The organism is Cognataquiflexum nitidum (assembly GCF_022538055.1).
GTDB lineage: Bacteria > Bacteroidota > Bacteroidia > Cytophagales > Cyclobacteriaceae > Cognataquiflexum > Cognataquiflexum nitidum.
The window spans coordinates 89891-109724 of record NZ_JAKZAM010000003.1 but is presented as its reverse complement, the minus strand read 5'-3'; the positions used below and the strand labels follow the sequence as shown (position 1 = coordinate 109724).

The 19834-nt window shown below is 40.0% G+C and carries 16 protein-coding genes; 3 read left to right on the top strand and 13 right to left on the bottom strand.

Annotated elements, in window-relative coordinates; translation table 11 throughout:
* Positions 1 to 215 precede the first annotated feature (215 nt).
* The gene (locus MMU07_RS02780; protein ID WP_241124311.1) at positions 216 to 809 is read left to right on the top strand and encodes a hypothetical protein; all 594 of its coding nucleotides are present in this window, start codon (positions 216 to 218) and stop codon (positions 807 to 809) included.
* A gap of 70 nt (positions 810 to 879) precedes the next feature.
* Here the strand turns inward: MMU07_RS02780 and MMU07_RS21810 are convergent, their stop codons facing one another.
* The 7 genes from MMU07_RS21810 to accD all read right to left on the bottom strand — a co-directional run bounded on the left by MMU07_RS21810 (position 880) and on the right by accD (position 8267).
* On the bottom strand, positions 880 to 2745 hold the full coding sequence (locus MMU07_RS21810) for a pseudouridine synthase (protein ID WP_418884500.1): 1866 nt from the start codon (positions 2743 to 2745) through the stop codon (positions 880 to 882).
* Positions 2746 to 2854: 109 nt separating this feature from the next.
* Positions 2855 to 3670 carry an N-acetylmuramic acid 6-phosphate etherase gene (gene murQ / locus MMU07_RS02770; protein ID WP_241124310.1) on the bottom strand — a complete coding sequence of 272 codons (816 nt, stop codon included), beginning with the start codon at positions 3668 to 3670 and terminating at the stop codon, positions 2855 to 2857.
* On the bottom strand, positions 3667 to 4509 hold the full coding sequence (locus MMU07_RS02765; RefSeq protein ID WP_241124309.1) for an N-acetylglucosamine kinase: 843 nt from the start codon (positions 4507 to 4509) through the stop codon (positions 3667 to 3669). Before MMU07_RS02765 ends, murQ begins: the two co-directional genes overlap by 4 nt.
* A 1-nt stretch (position 4510) precedes the next feature.
* Complete coding sequence (locus tag MMU07_RS02760; RefSeq protein ID WP_241124308.1) at positions 4511 to 4741, bottom strand: cytochrome b5 domain-containing protein; 231 nt, start codon at positions 4739 to 4741, stop codon at positions 4511 to 4513.
* A complete protein-coding gene (locus MMU07_RS02755) occupies positions 4741 to 5892 on the bottom strand; it encodes a formimidoylglutamase (protein ID WP_241124307.1) in 1152 nt (383 codons plus the stop codon). The genes MMU07_RS02760 and MMU07_RS02755 overlap by 1 nt, the downstream gene beginning before the upstream one ends.
* An 89-nt stretch (positions 5893 to 5981) precedes the next feature.
* On the bottom strand, positions 5982 to 7286 hold the full coding sequence (gene nqrF, locus MMU07_RS02750; RefSeq protein ID WP_241124306.1) for an NADH:ubiquinone reductase (Na(+)-transporting) subunit F: 1305 nt from the start codon (positions 7284 to 7286) through the stop codon (positions 5982 to 5984).
* A gap of 138 nt (positions 7287 to 7424) precedes the next feature.
* Positions 7425 to 8267 (bottom strand): acetyl-CoA carboxylase, carboxyltransferase subunit beta, encoded by an 843-nt coding sequence (accD, locus tag MMU07_RS02745; RefSeq protein ID WP_241124305.1) that lies wholly within the window; start codon positions 8265 to 8267, stop codon positions 7425 to 7427.
* A 226-nt stretch (positions 8268 to 8493) separates the two neighbouring features.
* Between accD and MMU07_RS02740 the strand changes: the two genes are divergently transcribed.
* Positions 8494 to 10128 carry a carbon starvation CstA family protein gene (locus MMU07_RS02740; RefSeq protein WP_241124304.1) on the top strand — a complete coding sequence of 545 codons (1635 nt, stop codon included), beginning with the start codon at positions 8494 to 8496 and terminating at the stop codon, positions 10126 to 10128.
* A 63-nt stretch (positions 10129 to 10191) separates the two neighbouring features.
* Here MMU07_RS02740 and MMU07_RS02735 read toward each other — a convergent pair whose 3' ends face one another.
* The 6 genes from MMU07_RS02735 to MMU07_RS02710 all read right to left on the bottom strand — a co-directional run bounded on the left by MMU07_RS02735 (position 10192) and on the right by MMU07_RS02710 (position 18591).
* A complete protein-coding gene (locus MMU07_RS02735; RefSeq protein WP_241124303.1) occupies positions 10192 to 11733 on the bottom strand; it encodes a vanadium-dependent haloperoxidase in 1542 nt (513 codons plus the stop codon).
* Between the two features lie 12 nt (positions 11734 to 11745).
* Positions 11746 to 12666, bottom strand: a complete 921-nt coding sequence (locus MMU07_RS02730; protein WP_241124302.1) for a transporter — start codon at positions 12664 to 12666, stop codon at positions 11746 to 11748.
* 293 nt (positions 12667 to 12959) lie between these two features.
* Positions 12960 to 13400: a hypothetical protein gene (locus MMU07_RS02725; RefSeq protein ID WP_241124301.1), complete on the bottom strand. Its 441-nt coding sequence runs from the start codon at positions 13398 to 13400 to the stop codon at positions 12960 to 12962.
* Between the two features lie 459 nt (positions 13401 to 13859).
* The gene (infB, locus tag MMU07_RS02720) at positions 13860 to 16805 is read right to left on the bottom strand and encodes a translation initiation factor IF-2 (RefSeq protein ID WP_241124300.1); all 2946 of its coding nucleotides are present in this window, start codon (positions 16803 to 16805) and stop codon (positions 13860 to 13862) included.
* Positions 16806 to 16870: 65 nt separating this feature from the next.
* Positions 16871 to 18115, bottom strand: coding sequence for a transcription termination factor NusA (gene nusA / locus MMU07_RS02715; RefSeq protein ID WP_241124299.1), 1245 nt, complete (start codon positions 18113 to 18115; stop codon positions 16871 to 16873).
* A 5-nt stretch (positions 18116 to 18120) separates the two neighbouring features.
* Positions 18121 to 18591 carry a ribosome maturation factor RimP gene (locus MMU07_RS02710; RefSeq protein ID WP_241124298.1) on the bottom strand — a complete coding sequence of 157 codons (471 nt, stop codon included), beginning with the start codon at positions 18589 to 18591 and terminating at the stop codon, positions 18121 to 18123.
* Positions 18592 to 18803: 212 nt separating this feature from the next.
* On the opposite strand from MMU07_RS02710, the gene MMU07_RS02705 reads away from it, so the two are divergent.
* Complete coding sequence (locus tag MMU07_RS02705; protein ID WP_084118681.1) at positions 18804 to 19832, top strand: rod shape-determining protein; 1029 nt, start codon at positions 18804 to 18806, stop codon at positions 19830 to 19832.
* The last annotated feature ends 2 nt before the right edge of the window (positions 19833 to 19834 follow it).

The following is a 19834-nucleotide window of genomic DNA, read 5'->3' as shown; positions in this document are numbered from 1 at the left end:
AAATTATTTTATTTTATTATAAAAAATGTAATAAAAATAATAATTGTTAAATTATTTGCAATAAATAAGCAATCTATCTAAGTTTGTATCGAAGTCAAATACCAAATGGCTTCATCCCACCCCTGAGTAACCGACCTCATATTGTTTGAAAACGGAGAAATCCAACCGAGGTAAACTTCATAAAAAATCTCTTAAACCAACTAAATTTTATTACCATGAAAGCATTTATTGCATCAATGATTATTGCTGCGGGCGTTTCAGTAAGCGCTATGGCAAACGAGGCAGGTTCTGAAAAACCTACAAAATCACCGGTTTCACTTAGAAAAGTGGATGAAAAGAAAGTTCAACTTCTGTATGGACTAAACCAAGCTAAAACAGTAACAGTAAAGATTTATGATGAAAACAAATTTTTGGTCCAAAGGGACAAGATTGTTTCTGAAAATGCCTTTGCAAAGTATTATGATTTTTCAAAACTCAAAGCGGGAATTTATTCCATGGAGGTTTATGAAAACAATGTCGTGATAGATCAATTGGATATAGATCTCAATGATGTTGTAGCCTCTCCGGTAATCTATTCCAAACTTGAAAAGGTTGAAAACAACAAGTATAAGTTGCTAGTAAACGCCCTGCTTCCATCTGATTTATCAGTAATGGTTTTTGAAAATGACAAATTGGTCCATGAGGAAAAAATCGATAATTCAATCGGATTCCAAAAACTTTACACATTTGAGCGTGTCAGTCCTTCTGCTAGGGTTGAATTCTATGTAAGAAGTACTGATGGATTTGCCCAATTGATGGCTGCTAAATAGTTGTTATAAAAGCTAAACCAACAAAAAAGGCCTTGGATCAATCCAAGGCCTTTATTTTTTACTAAAGGATTTATAAGAAGTATTTGAGCTTAATCACTTCTTTTTCGGAAAGGAACCTGTATTTTCCTCTTGGAAGATCTTTTTTATCCAATCCGGCAAAAATAACCCTGTCCAAGGCTTCAACCTCATAACCGAAGTGTGCAAATATCCTTCTTACGATCCGGTTTCTTCCCAAATGTATTTCCAGACCAAGGATAGTTCTGTCCTTAGAAAGTACTTGCATGTCATCAACTTTTGCCGGGCCATCTTCTAAAGTAATTCCTTCTAGGATTTCCTTTTCGTCATTGGCGGTCAAGGGCTTGTTTAACGTAACCTGGTAGATTTTTTTGACATTATTGGAGGGATGAGATAGTTTCGCAGCAAGTTCACCATCATTTGTAAACAACAATAAACCTGTCGTATTTCTATCCAATCTTCCTACAGGAAAGATCCTTTCTTCACAGGCATTGGAAATAAGGTGCATGACAGTTTTTCTGGCCAAGGGATCTTCCGTAGTGGTGATAAAATCCTTTGGCTTATTCAAAAGCAAGTAGACAGGTTTTTCAGGATTGATGTTTTTTCCTTTGTAGATTACCTTGTCTGTCCGGTTTATCTTGTGACCCAATTCTTTGACTACTTCACCATTGACCTGGATTTCTCCATGTTGGATCAAAACATCCGCTTCTCTCCTTGAACATATTCCTGAGTTTGCAATGAATTTATTTAATCTGAGAGCGTCTGATTGAACTTTTGGATTATGGTTCTTCTCAAGTTTTTCAAAATTATAATTTGGCCTTTCCCCCGAGGTGTCGTCTGTGAATGGCTTTCTTATCTTTTTTTGAAAGCCTGTTTCTTTTGGAAGATCTGATTTTAGGACTTTTTCATAAATAGGTTTTTCATCCTTTCCTCTTCCACGGTAAACGCTTTTGAAATCTTCCTCTGCAGTAGGTCTTTTATTAAATCCTATTTCGGCATTTCTTTTGCCGAAGGCAGGTTTGTCATCTTTTGAGAATCTCTCTGATTTTCTGTAATCAGATTGGTCTGTGCGCGATTCGTCGGTATTCTCTTTTTTTCTTTCAGGGAACTGACCTTCGTACTTAGATTTTTTAGGTCCTTTCTTTTCTGATAAGTCTCGTATTCCTTCAAATTCCTCTTCCTCCTTATCCTTGCTGTTCTTTTGCGCTATCCTTGGAAAATCATTTCTGCTTTCTGCTCTTCTTGATGCTCTCTCCTCATCAAGTCTTGGTTTTCTCGGCCCTTTTTTTTCTGAAGTTTGGTTGAAATCTTCAAAGTCATCAAATTCATCAGCTCTTCTGCTGCTCAAAGGCGAATCGCTCTTGTTTCCAAATCGTCTATCCGGTTTTTCATTTTGGGATTTGGGAAAAGGCTTTTTTTCAGAGTAATCTTTCTTTCCTTCAAATCTTCCTTTGTCTCCATAAGTACGGGGGGAACCTTCACCCTTAGAATAACCCGGCTTTTTGTCGAATTTTCTTTCTCCTTCAGGCTTGGAACCTCTGAATTCCTTTTTATCGGAATAGTCTTTTTTTCCTTCGAATCTTCCCTTGTCTCCATAAGGACGGGAAGAACCTTCACCTTTGGAATAGCCTGGCTTATTGTCAAAGTTTCTTTCTCCCTCAGGTTTGGTACCTCTGAATTCCTTTTTGTCGGAATAATCTTTTTTTCCTTCAAACTTTTTGTCTCCGTAAGGACGGGCAGGTCCTTCACCTCTAGAGTGATTGGACTTTTTGTCAAATTTTCTTTCTCCGGTTGGCTTTGAACCTCCAAAATCTTTCTTGTCAGAATAATTCTTTTTTCCATCAGATTTGCTTCCTCCTTTATAAGGTTTGGAACCACCTTCATTTCTGGAGCCCGAACTTCTGTTATTTTCTTTTTTCATTGTGTTGCAGCATCTCTGCTGTATTAAGATGTAATCTTTTTGATTCAGGTACTAAGTTGCTGAATTTAAAAGGGATGCAAAGATAAGAAAAGTTAGATCATAATCAGAGTCAGCCTTCACTCTTTTGAAAGAAAGCCTCTACCGCGGAACGTACTGATCCATATTTCAAAAGTAAATCCTTGGCTTCATCTTCAGGGCTGCCGGTTGATTCCATGATCATACGGATTCCTCTGTTGACTAGCTTTCTGTTGGATAGCTGCATGTCTACCATTTTGTTTCCTTTTACCCTTCCCAGTTTGATCATGATCGTTGTGGAGATCATATTCAGCACCAGTTTTTGGGCTGTTCCTGCTTTCATTCGTGTACTTCCTGTGACAAATTCAGGGCCGACTACTACCTGAACAGGAAACGCAACGGCTTTGGAAAGTGGAGAATCACTGTTGCAGGTAATGCATCCTGTAAGAAGCCCGGCTTCTCTAGCGGATTTGACACCACCTATTACATAAGGTGTGGTCCCTGAAGCGGCTATTCCAATGACTGTATCTTCTTTCTTGAATCCAAATTTTTGAATATCGATCCAAGCCTGATTGGCATCATCTTCAGCATTTTCGACAGCTTTTCGGATGGCCGAATCCCCGCCTGCAATAATTCCTACAACCCAATCATGGGGCACTCCATAAGTAGGCGGACACTCAGAAGCATCCAAGATTCCAAGTCTTCCGCTGGTACCTGCTCCGATGTAAAAAAGCCTTCCTCCCTTGTTCATCCTAGGTATAATTTCCTCCACCAAAGCCTCTATTGCCTTGATTTGCTTCTCTACAGCTATTGCCACTTTTTTATCTTCATCATTGATTTTTTCTAGCAATGAAAGAGTGTCCATATGCTCGAGATTGTCGTAAAGTGAGCTGCTTTCGGTCGTATTCATAGTAGTTCTTTGTGGTAAAGGGTTAATCCAGCAATAGGTCCTTCCAAAATTAAATTGACGTGGATATCGGCATCATAAGCGGCCTTCCTCAGAATGTCACTGTTGTAAAAGGCAATAGAGCCTACAAAACTCACGGGTTTATTTTTATAATCATCATATTTCAAGACAGTTTTTTTGAAAAACTCCTGAAATGAATTATAGTAAAGCATATAGCAATAAGGGTCTGCAGCATGCTCAGAAATAAACCTGCAAAAACTCGCCATATACCTTCCCGGAAATGGCCTTTGATAGACATTTTCGATAATTGTCTGGGTATCAAGATGGAATTTGTCGATTACCTTCTCCCGCAGTTTATTGGGCATTTCTTCATGTATAAAATCCTGTAGAAATTTTCTTCCAATGTACGCTCCACCGCCTTCATCACCAAGGATATATCCTGGTGCAGGTCTTTTGTTGATGATGATTTCACCATCATAATCACAGCTGTTAGAACCTGTTCCCAAAATGCAGGCTATGCCCGGCAGGTTACCGCATGTGGCCCTTGCTGCCGCCATGAGGTCATGGTCTACGTTTATTTCTGCTTTTTTGAAAATACTCCGGAGGGCATTTGTAACCTGTAGCCTATTTTTTTGAGAAGCACAGCCTGCTCCATAATAATAGATGGTATCGATATCATCCCTTAGGTTTATTAAGTAATCCTCCTGAAGTTCATTTGCCATTTCTTCAGCCGTTTGGTAATTGGGGTTAAATCCAATTCCTCTATGTTGGCTGATTTCTCCCTTTTCATTTATCACTCTCCAGTCTGTCTTACTGGCACCGCTATCTGCAATCAATATCATATCATTCTGTCAAAAGCCCAATTATTTTAAATTTTCTAAAAACCTCAGCCGTATGTGGTGCATCCGGCAGTTCGTCTGTTAGATCCTGTCCAGCCCAATGCTCATAATGCTTTCCGTTTTTCCAAAGCCTTGAATCAGAAACATCATATATTTCACCATGGTAAGCGACCCATATTTCCGGTTTATCCTGACCATTGCGTAGCGCCAATTGTTGTTTGGTATAAGTTTTCATCAAAGAAGTTTTAACTGGGCATTGATCCACCTTTCTGGTATTTCCCCTGATTGGGCCATCTGATAATCTTGGTAGCTACAGGGAATAATAGTGTTTCTGTCAAATTTATCCAGATCTTGGTGGGGGATTTCCATCCACCATTTTTCGCTCCTTTTGCTTTTATAAAATACTAAAGTCGAAGGTTTCATGTCCAATGATACCGTATATTTGATATAGTCATTGCCTTTAAAAGACAAAGTGTCTTTTCTGTCATAGAAGCCCTCTATGAAGTACCATACCATCGTGGCTATGACTGAGGCGGTTTTGTTTCTGTTATCGTCGTAATATGGCTGGTATCCAAAAATCCCAAAAGAGGAAAGTTTTTCGTTCATACCTGCAAACTTACAGATCTGGCAGGCTTCCTCACCGGAAAGTCCAAATGGCTGTGCATCTGCCGCACCGGGTGCATCTGATGATTGTATTGCACAAATGTCAAAGCTCAGCAAATCCGCATTCCTGATAATGGGCTCTATTTCTTTGAAATTGCTCCTGACATGTCCTAAGCGGATATGGTCAAAATAAAGTTTTTCCATCACACCGGTAAGGTCTTTGTCTACCAAAAAACTTTGATAGCCTAAGTGACTATAATTGAAAAGGAAATTGGGTTGATGCAAAATAATTTCTTGGGAATGGTTTTCTGAAGGTGTCCCTACTTCTTCCATATCCACTTTTGCATCGACGGTCACCAGGGAAACAAGTTTATCCAGGTTTTGGTACGAAAGGTATTGTCCCAAATCCAAGTCATGTGAGCCTCCAATAAAAACAGGTAAAATCTGTTTTTTGATCAGATATTCTCCAACGGTAGCCATCGTTTGGATAGATTCTTCCCTTGTTGCTCCCCTTTTCAAATCCCCCAAGTCTGCTATTTTGTATAGACCATGTCCTTTTTTTAAGTGAAAAAGTTTGTCACGGATCTCTGAGGCACTTCTTTCAATACTTTCTCCTTTTGTTATACCACGATTTTCACCCAGTCCAACAATGGCTATCTGTAAGCCTTTCAAATCAGGAAAAGTTTCTCCATGAAAGTGTATGAAATTGAAAAATGAATTGGAGCTGTATGTTTGGGTGGTGATGAATTCCGGAATCGGATCAAAGTATTGTCGAATATTCATGGACGTGATTTAAAGACTATCCAAAAATAATTAAAAAATCCAGAGTGAAATAAAAAAGTCCCGCTATTGCGGGACTCTTGATATCTATGTTAGCCTCCAAAATCATCAAACCTGATATTTTCTTTGGGAATTCCCATATCATCTAACAGTTTCAATACTGCAGCGTTCATCAATGGGGGACCACAGAGGTAGTATTCGATTTCGTCTGGTTCAGGATGATTTTTTAAGTAATTGTCATAAAGCACCTGGTGTATAAATCCCACATAACCGTCAGCTTCAGCATCTCCCAGTTCTTTCTTGATTGTCCAATTATCTTCAGGTAAGGGTTCCGAAAGACCTATGTGGAATTTGAAATTTGGAAAATCCTTTTCGATATCTCTGAAATGAGGGACATAGAAAAGTTCTTTTTTAGACCTACCACCGTACCAATAAGATACTTTCCTGTCGGATTTTTCTGTGTGGAATAAGTGGAAAATATGAGATCTTAAAGGAGCCATTCCCGCACCACCACCTATGTAGATCATTTCTCTTTGGGTAGGGTTGATATGGAATTCACCATAAGGACCTGAAATTGTCACTTTATCACCTGGCTTTCTTGAGAAAACATAGGACGAACAAACACCCGGATTGACATCCATCCATTTATTATTGGCTCTATCCCAAGGTGGGGTAGCAATACGTATGGTAAGCATTACAATGTTGCCTTCGGCGGGGTGGTTGGCCATAGAATATGCCCTGAAGAGCTCTTCATCATTTTTCATGACCAGATCCCAAAGTCCAAACTTGTCCCAGTCGCTCTTGTACACATCTGCCGGGTGTCCGAGTTCAGGGTGGGGAGCAATATCAATGTCCTTAAAATTGACAGTGATTACAGGTACATCTATCTGAATATATCCCCCTGATTCGAAGTGGAGTGTTTCTCCTTCAGGAAGTTTTACTTTGAATTCTTTGATAAAAGTGGATACGTTGTAGTTTGATAAAACTTCACACTCCCATTTTTTGATTCCAAAGATTTCCTCAGGAATCCTGATTTTCATGTCTTGTTTTACCTTTACCTGGCAAGAAAGCCGTACGTTGCCCTGCTTTTCAGCCCTGCTGAGGTGTCCCTCTTCAGTTGGTAACACTTCTCCTCCGCCTTCTTCAATGACGCATTTACACATAGCACAAGTACCGCCACCGCCACATGCTGAGGGAAGAAATATTTTTTTCCCTCCGAGCGTACTCAAGAGCGTAGAACCTGCCGAAGCGACAATCGGATTGCTTTCATCGCCATTTACAATGATTTTGACATCACCTGAGGCAACCAGCTTGGATTGGGCAAACAACAGGATAAAAACGAGTAGCAAAATGATAAGCGTAAATGCTACTATAGATGTAATAATTACTGAACCCATTTAATGATTATTTTACTTTTTAATTTCAGCATTAAGACCCGATTCGGGAACACAAATATATTTATTAATCAATATAATTGACCAAAAAGAACCTGATTTTTGAGGTATTCCTTTTTTTCAATTTCAATAGATAACTTCTTAATTCCTCAGAAGGTTTAGAAGTGTCGTTAATCTGTTTTTCAACTGCCTTCTATCGATGATAAAATCCAAGAACCCGTGTTCCAACACAAATTCAGAACTTTGGAACCCTTTTGGCAAATCTTTACCAATAGTTTCGCGGATAACTCTCGGACCGGCAAATCCAATCAAGGCTTCAGGCTCTGCTATATTGAAATCACCCAACATGGCATAGGAAGCAGTGACACCACCGGTAGTAGGGTCAGTCAACAGCGAAATGTAAGGGATTGCAGCCTTTTCCAACAAAGCGAGCTTCGCAGATGTCTTGGCCATCTGCATCAGGCTGAATCCGGCTTCCATCATTCTTGCTCCCCCTGATTTGGAAATCATCAAAAAGGCGATTTTGTTTTTTAGGGAATAGTCAATTGCCCTTGCGATTTTTTCACCAACTACTGACCCCATGGAACCGCCGATAAAATTAAAATCCATACAGGCCACCACAAGATCCAAGTCATTCATCTTTCCAACTGCTGTCCTGACTGCGTCATTCAATTCAGTTTTTTGGATAGTGGCGGTAATTCGGCCTTTATAAGGTTTGGTATCCACAAAATTTAATGGATCGCCGGACTTCATTTCGGTGTCAAGTTCTTTAAACTTGTTTCCATCAAAAAGAATTTCAAAGTATTCTTTTGACCCTATTTTGACATGGAAATCATCGTCAGGGCATACATATGAATTATTTTTGAGTTCTCTCGTATGGATGATATTTCCCTGAGGGGTTTTAAACCATAAACCATCCGGGGTATCTTTTTTTTCTTCAGTCGAGGTTTTTATTCCTTTATCTGTCCTTTTGAACCAAGCCATATTTTATTTTTTTACGCCAAAACCTGCGTTTCGGGGAGTACAAATTTATAGGTATTATCCGTTAAATAAAACCTGATGGTTAACTTCATTTTTCCAAGCTCTATGACAGATTGGCTAAAAACAGAGAAATTCAGAACTTTTTACCTGCATGGTCCTAAATCCCGAGAATATAATTTGTTATTTGATCGATTTAGGGGAAATTCAAGGTTTATTAGCCCAAAATAAAATGACACTTTCAATTTTACTGATTATATCTGCCACTATTCTGTTTCTTGCCTATTATACTTATGGGAAATTTGCCTATAAAAAATTTGGTCTTGATGACAAAAGGAAGGCACCTTCACACCTCTATGAGGATGGCATAGATTATGTTCCTAGCAAGCCAATCGTGGTGTTGGGTCACCATTTTGCTTCTATCGCCGGGGCAGGCCCCATAGTAGGTCCAATCATTGCGGTGACATTTGGTTGGATTCCGGCTGTGATTTGGATTTTGGTGGGAGGGATTTTCTTTGGTGCTGTCCACGATTTGGGGAGTATGGCCGCTTCTCTGAGAAACCAAGGGAAATCCATAGGAGTGATTATTCAAAACAATATTGGAAAAAGCGGAAAGCAGCTTTTTATTATTTTCAGTTTCTCTACGCTGATTCTCGTGATTGGGGTTTTTTCAGATATTATTGCCAAGACTTTTGTCAGTAATCCCGGTGTGGCTTCCGCATCTATTTTATTTATGATACTTGCAGTTGTTTTTGGCTATGTGAATAAATTTCTCGGAGGAAACAAAACCGCTTTTGTGATCAATACTGCCATAGGCGTGGCTTTGATGTATTATTTTGTATATCTGGGAATGCAGCTTCCGTTTGCACTTGATTACCAGCTTTGGATTTATTTACTGCTTGGGTATGCTTTTTTTGCTTCTGTCACTCCTGTGACATTTTTGCTTCAGCCAAGAGATTATTTGAATAGTTTTTTGTTGTATGGATTGATGATTTCTGCTGTTATAGGCGTATTTATATCCAATCCGGAAATCAAAATGGACAATCAGGTTCATATCTCTGCTGAAAATTTAGGTTACTTGTTTCCTGTATTGTTTGTCACCATTGCCTGCGGTGCTATTTCAGGTTTTCACTCTCTTGTGGCCTCAGGTACTACTTCTAAGCAACTGGATAAAGAGAGCGACGCAAAGATAGTAGGCTATGGAGGGATGTTGATTGAATCTTTTTTGGCAATTATTTCTGTAGGCGCTGTAGTGGTCCTGTCTAGGGGAGAATACCTAAGCAGAATTGGGAATGAAGGGCCGGTAAGTTTGTTTTCAACCGGATTGGGAGGTATGATATCTACTATGGGGATTTCCGAACAATTTGCAGTAGGTTTTGTCGCCCTCACTGTTTCTGCTTTTGCCCTCACGACTTTAGATACCTGCACGAGATTGGCTAGATTTACTTTACAGGAATATTTTGAAGATGTAAAAAACCCTATTGGGAATAAACTTTCCCAAAATAGGTATTTATCCACCTCGGTAGTTGTCATTCTTTCCGTTCTGTTGTTGGCATCAGGAAGTTTTACTACCCTTTGGCCAATTTTCGGTTCGGCAAATCAATTGTTGGCCGCTTTGGCATTATTGACCATTGCAGTTTGGCTGATTAGGCAAAAGGTGAATGCTACTTTTGTGACCATTCCTATGTTCTTTATGTTTACAGTCACTTTGACTTCATTGGGATTGTTTGCCTGGAATAATTTCAAGCAGGAAGTATATGTACTTTCAGTAATTGCTGCCTTGCTTTTTGTTCTTTCCATTGCATTGATTGTATTGGCATCCAAGAGTCTGAGGAAAGAAATAGAACAGCCTGTCAAAGTAGGATAAAAAAACAGCCCCGGCCTATTATCCTAGCCGGGGTTGTAAACCAATCAAACCCTTTTTAATTCTTTACTCTGCACCATCATTTTTGGCTCTGCTTACTGCATATGCTGCGACATTTTTTCCTTGTGTGATACCTACTTCTGCATCAAACCGGTAATGAATACCTCCATATAGCCTTGAAACAGCAGCTTCCTCTGCCCTAGCTCTAAACTGGGCTGCATCTGAAGGAAAAAAATGCGCAAGTACTTCCGCCCCTGCCGCAGAGAAAGTGCTATGTCCTGAAGTGTAAGCAGGAAAGTTGGGTGTGCCTAGAATGGTTTTGAATCCTGCAATCGTCTCTATAGGTCTTGGGTAATGGTAGTAATATTTTGTATCCCAACATGCCACGCCTGCGTCCATGATGGCAGTGTTCATGTAAGCAAAAACTCTTGCAGACCTAAGTGGATTGAGTTTGGCCTTTACTATTGCTTCTTTGGCAAACTTGTTCCAATGTCCCGGAGGTGTATATGAACCAAGGCCATCTTCCCACCAATTGGCAATTCGGCGTTGGCTTACAGTCATGTGAGAAGCAAACTTCCGAATCTCTGCAGCATCTTTTTCAAATTCCATAGAACCGGGAGCGGGTGGGGGACCGGGTCTGACTTCTTCCACAGTAGGGACATTCCACATTCTAACTTGACCGAATAGAGGAGTCAATCCGACTGGTCTTTTGGGAGTTTCCATATTTTCCCATTTCCACCCAAATCTCTCAAAAGCCGCATTTGTAATTGAATCTGAAACAGATTTTGGAGTTTGGGCTTTGGCCATCCCATCAGTAGATGCCCGTTGCTTGGCCAATTTGACGACTTCCGTACCAATGATATTACCGGCAGTGATGTCACTTGGGACGTTGATCCCAGCATGGACCAGACTGGCAAGATGCTCTTGGTACTTATTTTCAAGATAAATGGCCTCAAGCGGAAACATGACAGTTAAGATTTCCTTGGATACTGTGGCAATGGATGCCCCATCGGATGGATAGGAAGGAAGTTGGCTTTGGGAATATGCAGGTTGAATCGTATTGTCGATCTGGTATGGAGCAGGACGGTTAAACTCGTATTTGTAGTGCCAAGCGACGACCAAAGCATCAAATTGAGCTACACTCAAATAGGCCAGCATCCTGCTGGTGTAGGGTGGATGGGCAAATGGAAATGACGGCGGTCCTACAGGATTGGCCGGATTTGGGAGTGTGTAAGTTCCGTCTGCATTGGGACCGGGGATTAAGTTGTATTTGGCTGCGAGTTCCAGTGCGATTTCATTCCATCTCAAAATGGGATTGTTGGTCCAATACTTTACAGCCGCTGTCTCGGAGGGTGTCAATCCTGACATTTGTAGCTTCACTTCATTCACTTCATTTTGGTAGACTGCTGAATTTGTTGCCTCTGGCCGTGGAATAATTATTTGGGTAGGAGCGCTGACCAGAATTGTTTTCCAAGTCCCTCCGTTTTCATCAAGATTTTCGAAAGTATAACCCTCGAATTCATAATAATTAGGGGTTTCCTCAATACAAGAACTTACGATGAAGGTGAGTAAAAACAGATATTTATAGAATATTTTGAGCTTTTTCATTTCGAGTTGAGATTAATAGACTTTAAACTGATAAGTAAGACCCAAGCCGATGGTGGTGGCTTTTCCCATGTTTCGGCCATTGATGGTTTGGCTGAAATATGCCAGAGCACCCAGACCTTGCTCAGACTTTATAAAATATTGGATCCATGCTCCTACTTGGCTTACCTCGGTTTTATTTGTTGGCTGAGGTCTATTATAGGAGCGGATGTCATCTCCGGTCAGACAATTGAGGCTCATATATGTAGCTTCTAATCTTAGTCTATTATCTAAGGCCCAATATCCAATAGCACCATGAATATTTAGGGCATTAGGTACATTCATAAATGAAGAATATACACTTCCATTTTCGTAATAATAATCCCTCTCCACTTCTGTTTGCCCTCTCCATAAGTAAGCAAGTGCTGCTCTAAAAACAAGGCCATTATCCATTTTATACCCCCCAATACCTCTCAAACCTAGTTCTGGGGCACCTCCTCCGATGCTAAAAGGCATATAATCTGATAGGTAATTCCCAACTGGGGTGCTGAAATGGGCATTTGTAAGGAAAAGTAATCTTCCGCTCCCAAGTTGTTTTTGAAGCCAGTCAACCTTGGCATTGATGCTGAGGTCTTGGATTCCTGATTGGCCAACTTGTGTACCACCGGAAGCCTCAGTGCTGATGAATGGAAGGCTTGCTATGATATTGATTTTTTTAAAAATGCCCATTGCTACCATGGGCATGGCCATTTGTCGGGTAAAGGTTCCGATATTCGCATTTTCTCGGAGGTATGTACCTTCCCAATATTGATTCCAAGAGGAGTGCTCGTATAGCAAAGCTGTACAAATTTCTCCTTTGCCCATCATGACTTCATCCCAAGGAGTTTGGGCATTTAGGTTTGATATGCATAGTTTCATCAATGTCAATAGAAATATTGACTGTATATATCTTTTCATTTTTATAAGGAATAAATGTTTGATTTTGGATAAAAATACTGTCGCAGACCAAAGTCCCTTATCTGAATCTTCAGAAAGACTACCAAGTGATAAAGGGACACCACTTTTAAATTTGGAAGAAATCATGCTGCGGTATCATTTCAGTCTAAACCGAAATGAAAATGGATGATAATCTGCCTCAAGTTATTTTTATGGCAGCATCTAAACTGTTTAACCGGTAATGGTTAAATGAACTGTAGTCGATGTTTCGCAGCTTTGAATCGCTTCAAAAGAAAGGTATCTGGTCTTGTAAATCAAACAAACTCCGGAGGAGGAGAATTGAGATTGCCCTCGATGCCGACAAAAGCCGAAGGAATAAAAAGCGAATAATTTTTTTCTTTTTTAGACTTGGTACAAAAATCAAAAACGTTGGATGGCTGGGTATAGTCCTTGGTAAATAATTTTACGAGAAGCGAATTATTACCTGAGTCAGGCATTTCATCTTGAACCAAAGAACTTACCCAAAGCTTGATTGTATTGTCAAGTGTTTTTGTCGCGGTATCCAAAACGTAAACTACCTGAAGCGTATCTTTCAGGTACCTTTGTTTGATGGCCCTGTATGTTTGGCCGTCCTTTTCAAAAATGGTATTGGTAGCTCTAAATTCCTCCTCATCTGCCATATAGGGCATAGATAGTGGAATTTCCAATAATTTTTCGCTTAAATCATTTTGATCTTCACTGTAAATTTTTTCCATCCATTGATTTTCGATCTGTAACCGAAAAGAAAAATAAGCCACATAATATCCAAAATGGTACAATGCGAAGCAACACAAAAGTAATATGGAAATCGTTTTTCTCAAGAGAGTTGATTAATGAATTCTAAATTTAGAATTTTTCTCCAAAAAAACATGAGGGTTGTCAGGTTTTTGTGATCTGATGGGGTATTTTACCTGAGACTTATAAGAAATTCCATTACTACCCAAACTATCAATAGGCCTAATGTACATGATCCATAAATCTTAATGACAAGAAGCCTATTGAATCTATCCAAAAACCATAAAACCAAAACAGGCCGAAACAGTCCTACTATTAGGCAAAAAAAGGAAAGGAAAACCAAGATTTGGATAAATGAGAGTAGGGCATTTAGCATAGCGACAAAATAAAAAAAAGGAACAGCTTTGGCCGTTCCTTTTTCCTAAATTATTTATAATCCTTTATTTTTTCTTCTTGATTTCCTGCATCATGTAACCTTCCATAGTATCATCGATTTCGATGTCATTGAAGTTTTTGATAGAAATACCACACTCATAACCGGCTTTCACTTCGGAAACATCATCTTTGAATCTCTTCAATTGGTCAATCTCGCCATCATGAATAACAATACCCTGCCTGATGATTCTGATTTTGTTCTTTCTGGTGATATGGCCATCAGTAACATAGGACCCTGCTATTGTTCCGATTTTTGAAATTTTGAAAACTTCCCTTACAAGTACATTTCCGGTGATAATTTCCTCAAATTCAGGTTCAAGCATACCCTCAATGGCATCCTTGATCTGGTTGATGGCATCGTAGATAATAGAGTAATGTCTGATTTCGATTTCTTCCTGTTCAGCAAGTTTCTTGGCATTGGTAGAAGGTCTGACATTGAAACCTAATATAATGGCGTCCGATGCTGATGCCAAAAGTACATCTGACTCAGATATTTGACCCACACCCTTATGGATAATACTGACAGATACTTCCTCTTTGGAAAGTTTCAATAAGGAATCTGAAAGTGCTTCTACAGAACCATCCACATCTCCTTTGATAATAATATTGAGTTCTTTGAAACTTCCGATTGCAAGACGTCTCCCGATTTCATCCAAGGTAATATGCTTCTTAGTACGCATACTTTGCTCTCGCAAGATCTGTTCCCTTGAATTGGCGATTTCTCTTGCTTCTCTTTCAGAATCGTAAACTTTGAAAGTATCACCTGCCTGTGGCGCACCTGCCAATCCCAATACCTGAACCGGCGTAGATGGTCCTGCTTTGGTAAGTTTCTTTCCTTTATGATCGGTCATGGCTTTGACACGGCCATAATGTGGGCCTGCAAGCATGATATCACCGATATTTAATGTTCCTGCCTGAACCATCACCGTTGTCACGTATCCACGACCTTTGTCCAAGGAAGCTTCGATTACCGTACCAACAGCTTTCTTATTGTAGTTTGCTTTTAATTCTAGGATCTCAGCTTCCAACAACACTTTTTCAAGGAGATCATCGACTCCCAAACCTGTTTTGGCAGAAATATCCTGGGACTGGTATTTACCTCCCCACTCTTCTACCAATAGGTTCATATTGGCTAATTCTTCCTTGATTTTATTTGGATTGGCGTTTGGTTTGTCAATTTTGTTGATGGCAAAAATCATAGGAACTCCTGCTACCTGCGCATGGTTGATGGCTTCCTTGGTTTGCGGCATGATGCTATCATCAGCTGCAATTACAATGATGGCAACGTCTGTGATTTTTGCACCCCTAGCTCTCATGGCAGTAAATGCTTCGTGTCCAGGAGTATCCAAAAACGCAATTTTGTGTCCATCTGTGGTCGTTACATCATATGCCCCGATATGTTGGGTGATTCCACCCGCTTCATCAGCAGTGACTTTTGATCTTCTGATAAAATCGAGCAAAGAGGTTTTTCCATGATCGACGTGACCCATAATGGTCACAATTGGTGCTCTTTCTTGTAATTCTTCGGCAGTATCTGCAATTTCTTCAACCTCAAACTCTTCGTCAGGTTTTGTGAATTCGACTTCAAAACCGAATTCATCAGCAATGATTGTGATGGCTTCTGCATCAAGTCTTTGGTTGATGGAAACAAACATCCCTAGAGAAAGACATGCTGAAATGACTTCATTTACAGATATGTCCATCAGGGACGCCAAGTCATTGGCGGAAATGAATTCAGTAACCCGAAGAATTTTAGAATCTTCGATTCCCTCTTGTTCTTCTCTGTATCGGTCTGCTTTTTTATCCCTTCTTTTTGATTTTCCACTTCCAGATTTCCCGCCTCCCTGCAATCTTGCAAGAGTTTGTTTAATCTGATCTTGGATTTCTTTTTGAGTAGGCTCAGCTTTTTGTATCCTGTTGGTATTTTGCTGGGGCTGACCCGGTCTTTGCGGACGTTGCTGGGCTGGTTTTCTATCCCTTTGGCCGGGAGCAGAAGCCTGCCCGCCTTGGCCTTGACCGGCAGGTCGTGGCTTATTTGGATCAGTTTCCGGGCCTTTCGGTGCAGGTCCGCCTTTTTTATCTATCCTTTTTCTAATTCTCTTTTTCTTGTCCTTGCCTTTTTCGTCAGAAGAAGCCACAGGCTTCCCCTTTTTCTTTGATTTGTCATCAGGGAGTTCAATTCTACCCAAAACAGTAAGTCCCTTCAAAGCATCAGCTTTTGCGGCAATCACCTTTTCTTCGGGTTTAGACTCTACTTTCTCTACAGGCTTTTCTGCTTTTTCTACCTTTTCTGGTACTGGTTTATTTTCAGGAGCAGTTTTTGGTTTTGATTCAATTAGTGCTTTTTCAGGAACAATGTTTTCCTGAATTTTCTTAGTGATGTCTTCTGTTTGAGGCTTCACAGCCTGAGGTTTCGGTTCTACTTTTTCTTGAACCGGAGCTTTCTCCTCTTGTATTACCGGAGGTGAAGGAGGGGTTACAGGCGCTTGAGGCTGGGGTTTTACCTCTTCTTTTTTAGGGGCTTGCTTTTGGGCTTCTAAATCAATTTTACCCAAAACCGTTATCCCCTGTAATTTCGGAGCGTCAATTACCACTTTTTCTTGTGCTGGTTCTTCTGCCTTTGGAATTTCAATGTTTGGCTTTACCGGTTCAGGTTTTTTGACTTCAGCAACAGGCTCTGTTTTCTTTTCCTCTTTTACTTCAGATTCTGCTTCGATGGTAAAGGTTTCATGATGCCTCTTCCCTATCGAAAGGTGGGAGGCCTCTTCCTTTTCCTGCGCAGAGGATTTAAACTCCTTGGCCAGCATATCAAATTGCTCTTGACTGATTTTGGAGTTGGGATTATTTTCGACATCGAAGCCCTTCTTAGCCATTGATTCCACAATCGTAGAAATACCTACGTTGAGTTTTCTGGCTATCTGGCCTAGTCGCATCGTTTTTTCTTCTGACATACACTAAAGCACTTTCTTAATTTGATGGCAAATATAGGCCAATTATTGGGTATTTCTGACCTAAATTACTGTTCAAATTCTTGTTTTAATATTCTGAATATTTCGTCAATTGTTTCTTCTTCAAGCTCTGTTCTTCTCAAAAGATCTTCTTTTGTAAGTGAAAGAACACTCTTGGCAGTATCCAAACCGGTTTTTTTCAATTCGTCAATTACCCAATTGTCGATTTCATCACCGAATTCCTCTAGATCCACATCTTCCTCCTCGTAGTCATTGAGCTCTCTAAAGACGTCGATTTCATAACCAACCAATCTCGATGCAAGTCTGATATTAAACCCACCTTTTCCGATGGCCATGGAGACTTGGTCGGGCTTGAGATACACTGAAATCCTTTTATTTTCTTTGTCTATGGTCAATGAAGATACCTTTGCAGGGCTCAATGCCCTTGAGACATAAAGGTCAAGGTTGTCTGTGTAATTGATCACATCGATATTTTCATTCTGAAGTTCTCTGACGATTGCATGGATACGGCTTCCTTTCATACCGACACATGCACCTACCGGATCAATCCTGTCATCGTAAGATTCGACTGCAACTTTTGCTCTTTCTCCCGGTTCCCTTACAATTTTTCTTATGGTAATCAAACCATCAAAAACTTCAGGAACTTCGTTTTCAAATAGTCTTTCCAAAAAAATCGGGGACGTTCTCGAAAGAATAATTCTTGGATTACCGTTTACCATTTCCACTTTGTGTACTATAGCTCGGACTGAATCACCTTTTCTAAATCTGTCTTTAGAGATTTGCTCTCCCTTAGGAAGAATCAGTTCATTCCCCTCACCATCGATTAGGAGAGTTTCTCTTCCCAAGATTTGATAAACTTCTGCTGAAATGATTTCACCTACCAATTCTTCATATTGATTGAATAGCAAATCCTTTTCAAGGTCTTTGATTTTTTGGATCAAAGTCTGTCTTGCCATCATCACTGCCCTTCTTCCGAATTCTTCCAATTCGATTTTCTCATAGACATCTTCACCTACTTCAAAATCCGGTTCGATGTTTCTGGCTTCAGTCAGGCTTATTTTGTCAAAATCCCAAATGTCTTCGGAATTGTCGTCTACAATTTCTCTGATCCTCAAGATTTCAAGGTCACCTTTGTCTGCATTGATGGTCACATCAAAATTTTCATCAGTTTCGAATTTTTTGCGAATCATCGCCCTAAATACGTCTTCAAGTATGCGGATCATGGTGGGGCGGTCCACATTTTTAGACTTTGCAAATTCTGCAAATGATTCTATGAGTACTTTAGCATCCATTTTGTTTATTTAAAAGAGACTAACACTATTGATTTTTTTATTTCGTCGAGGGGGATTGTAATTTCTCTATCCTCAGCTTTTTTTCCTTTTTCTTTGATTTTGCAAAGAATTTTAACTTCCGCATTTCCTACCTCCTGAAGTTGACCTTCAAGTTCTTTTCCATCATTTAAGGTCAACTTCAATTTTCTTCCGACATTTTTGGTATATTGTCTTTTGGAAGACAACGGAAAATCCAAACCAGGGGAGGATACTTCCAAAATGTAGGCATCGGCCAAAAGCTCTTTTGCTTCAATTTCCTCAGCTATCTGCCTGCTTACTTTGGCACAGGCCTCTATGTTCACACCTTGGTCGGCATCGATGAGAATTGTCAACTGGGATTTTGGACCTTTCTCTACCAATTGAACATCTACTAAATAATAGGTTTCGTCTGGTAGATGTTTGGATACAATTTCCTCAAGGGTACTTTTTAAGCTCATTTGTTCAGGTATATGAAATAAAAGAGGGGACTTGTGTCCCCCCTCAATTCTGGTAATACATTGCAAAGGTAATAAATTTATTCCCACAAAAAAAAATTGGATTCTTGTAATAAATTGGGAATTAGATAATAATTTTGCCCACCCACGTTAGAAGTTCTGCACTTCATTGTTAAATTTATAAGATTATCTATCATCAACTCAATCAAAAAATAATGGGATTATTCGATTTTTTTTCAAGTGATATTGCGATTGATTTAGGTACTGCAAATACCTTAATTATACATAAGGATAAAATTGTGGTGGATGAACCATCAATAATAGCGATTGACCGGACCAATAACAGGGTTCTAGCAGTGGGAAAGGACGCAATGAACATGCACGAAAAAACGCATGAAAACATCAGGACAATCAGACCTCTTAAAGACGGTGTGATTGCAGACTTTTATGCCGCCGAGCAGATGATACGTGGATTGATCAAAATGATCCCGGGGCACAAAAAAGGGATGTTTCCCAAATCCCACAGAATGGTGATTTGTATCCCATCAGGAATTACTGAAGTCGAAAAAAGAGCTGTAAGGGATTCCGCAGAACATGCAGGAGCCAAAGAAGTCTACATGATATATGAACCTATCGCTGCAGCCATAGGAATTGGGATCGACATCGAAAAACCGATGGGTTCAATGATTGTGGATATCGGAGGAGGTACTACCGAAATCGCGCTAATCGCCCTTTCGGGTATCGTGGCGGACCAATCTATCAGGGTAGCAGGAGATACTTTTACCAAAGATATCCTGGATTACATGAGGAGACAGCACAACTTGTTGATTGGCGAGCGCTCTGCTGAAAAGGTAAAGATAGCCATAGGGTCTGCTTTGACAGAACTTGACGATGCTCCGGAGGATTATGAAATCAGAGGAAGGGATTTGATGACCGGAATTCCAAAAGTCATTAAGGTTTCCTACTCTGAAATTGCATTTGCCTTGGATAAATCGGTGTCCAAAATTGAAGAAGCGGTATTGAAAGCTTTAGAAATTGCTCCTCCGGAACTTTCCGCCGATATCTACGACAATGGCATCCACCTCACAGGTGGAGGCGCATTATTGAAAGGTCTTGATAAAAGACTACACCAAAAAACCAAATTGCCCATCCACATTGCTGAAGATCCTTTGAGGGCAGTAGTGAGAGGAACAGGCACAGCGCTGAAAAATATCAATAATTTCAGGACGGTTTTGATGACTTAATT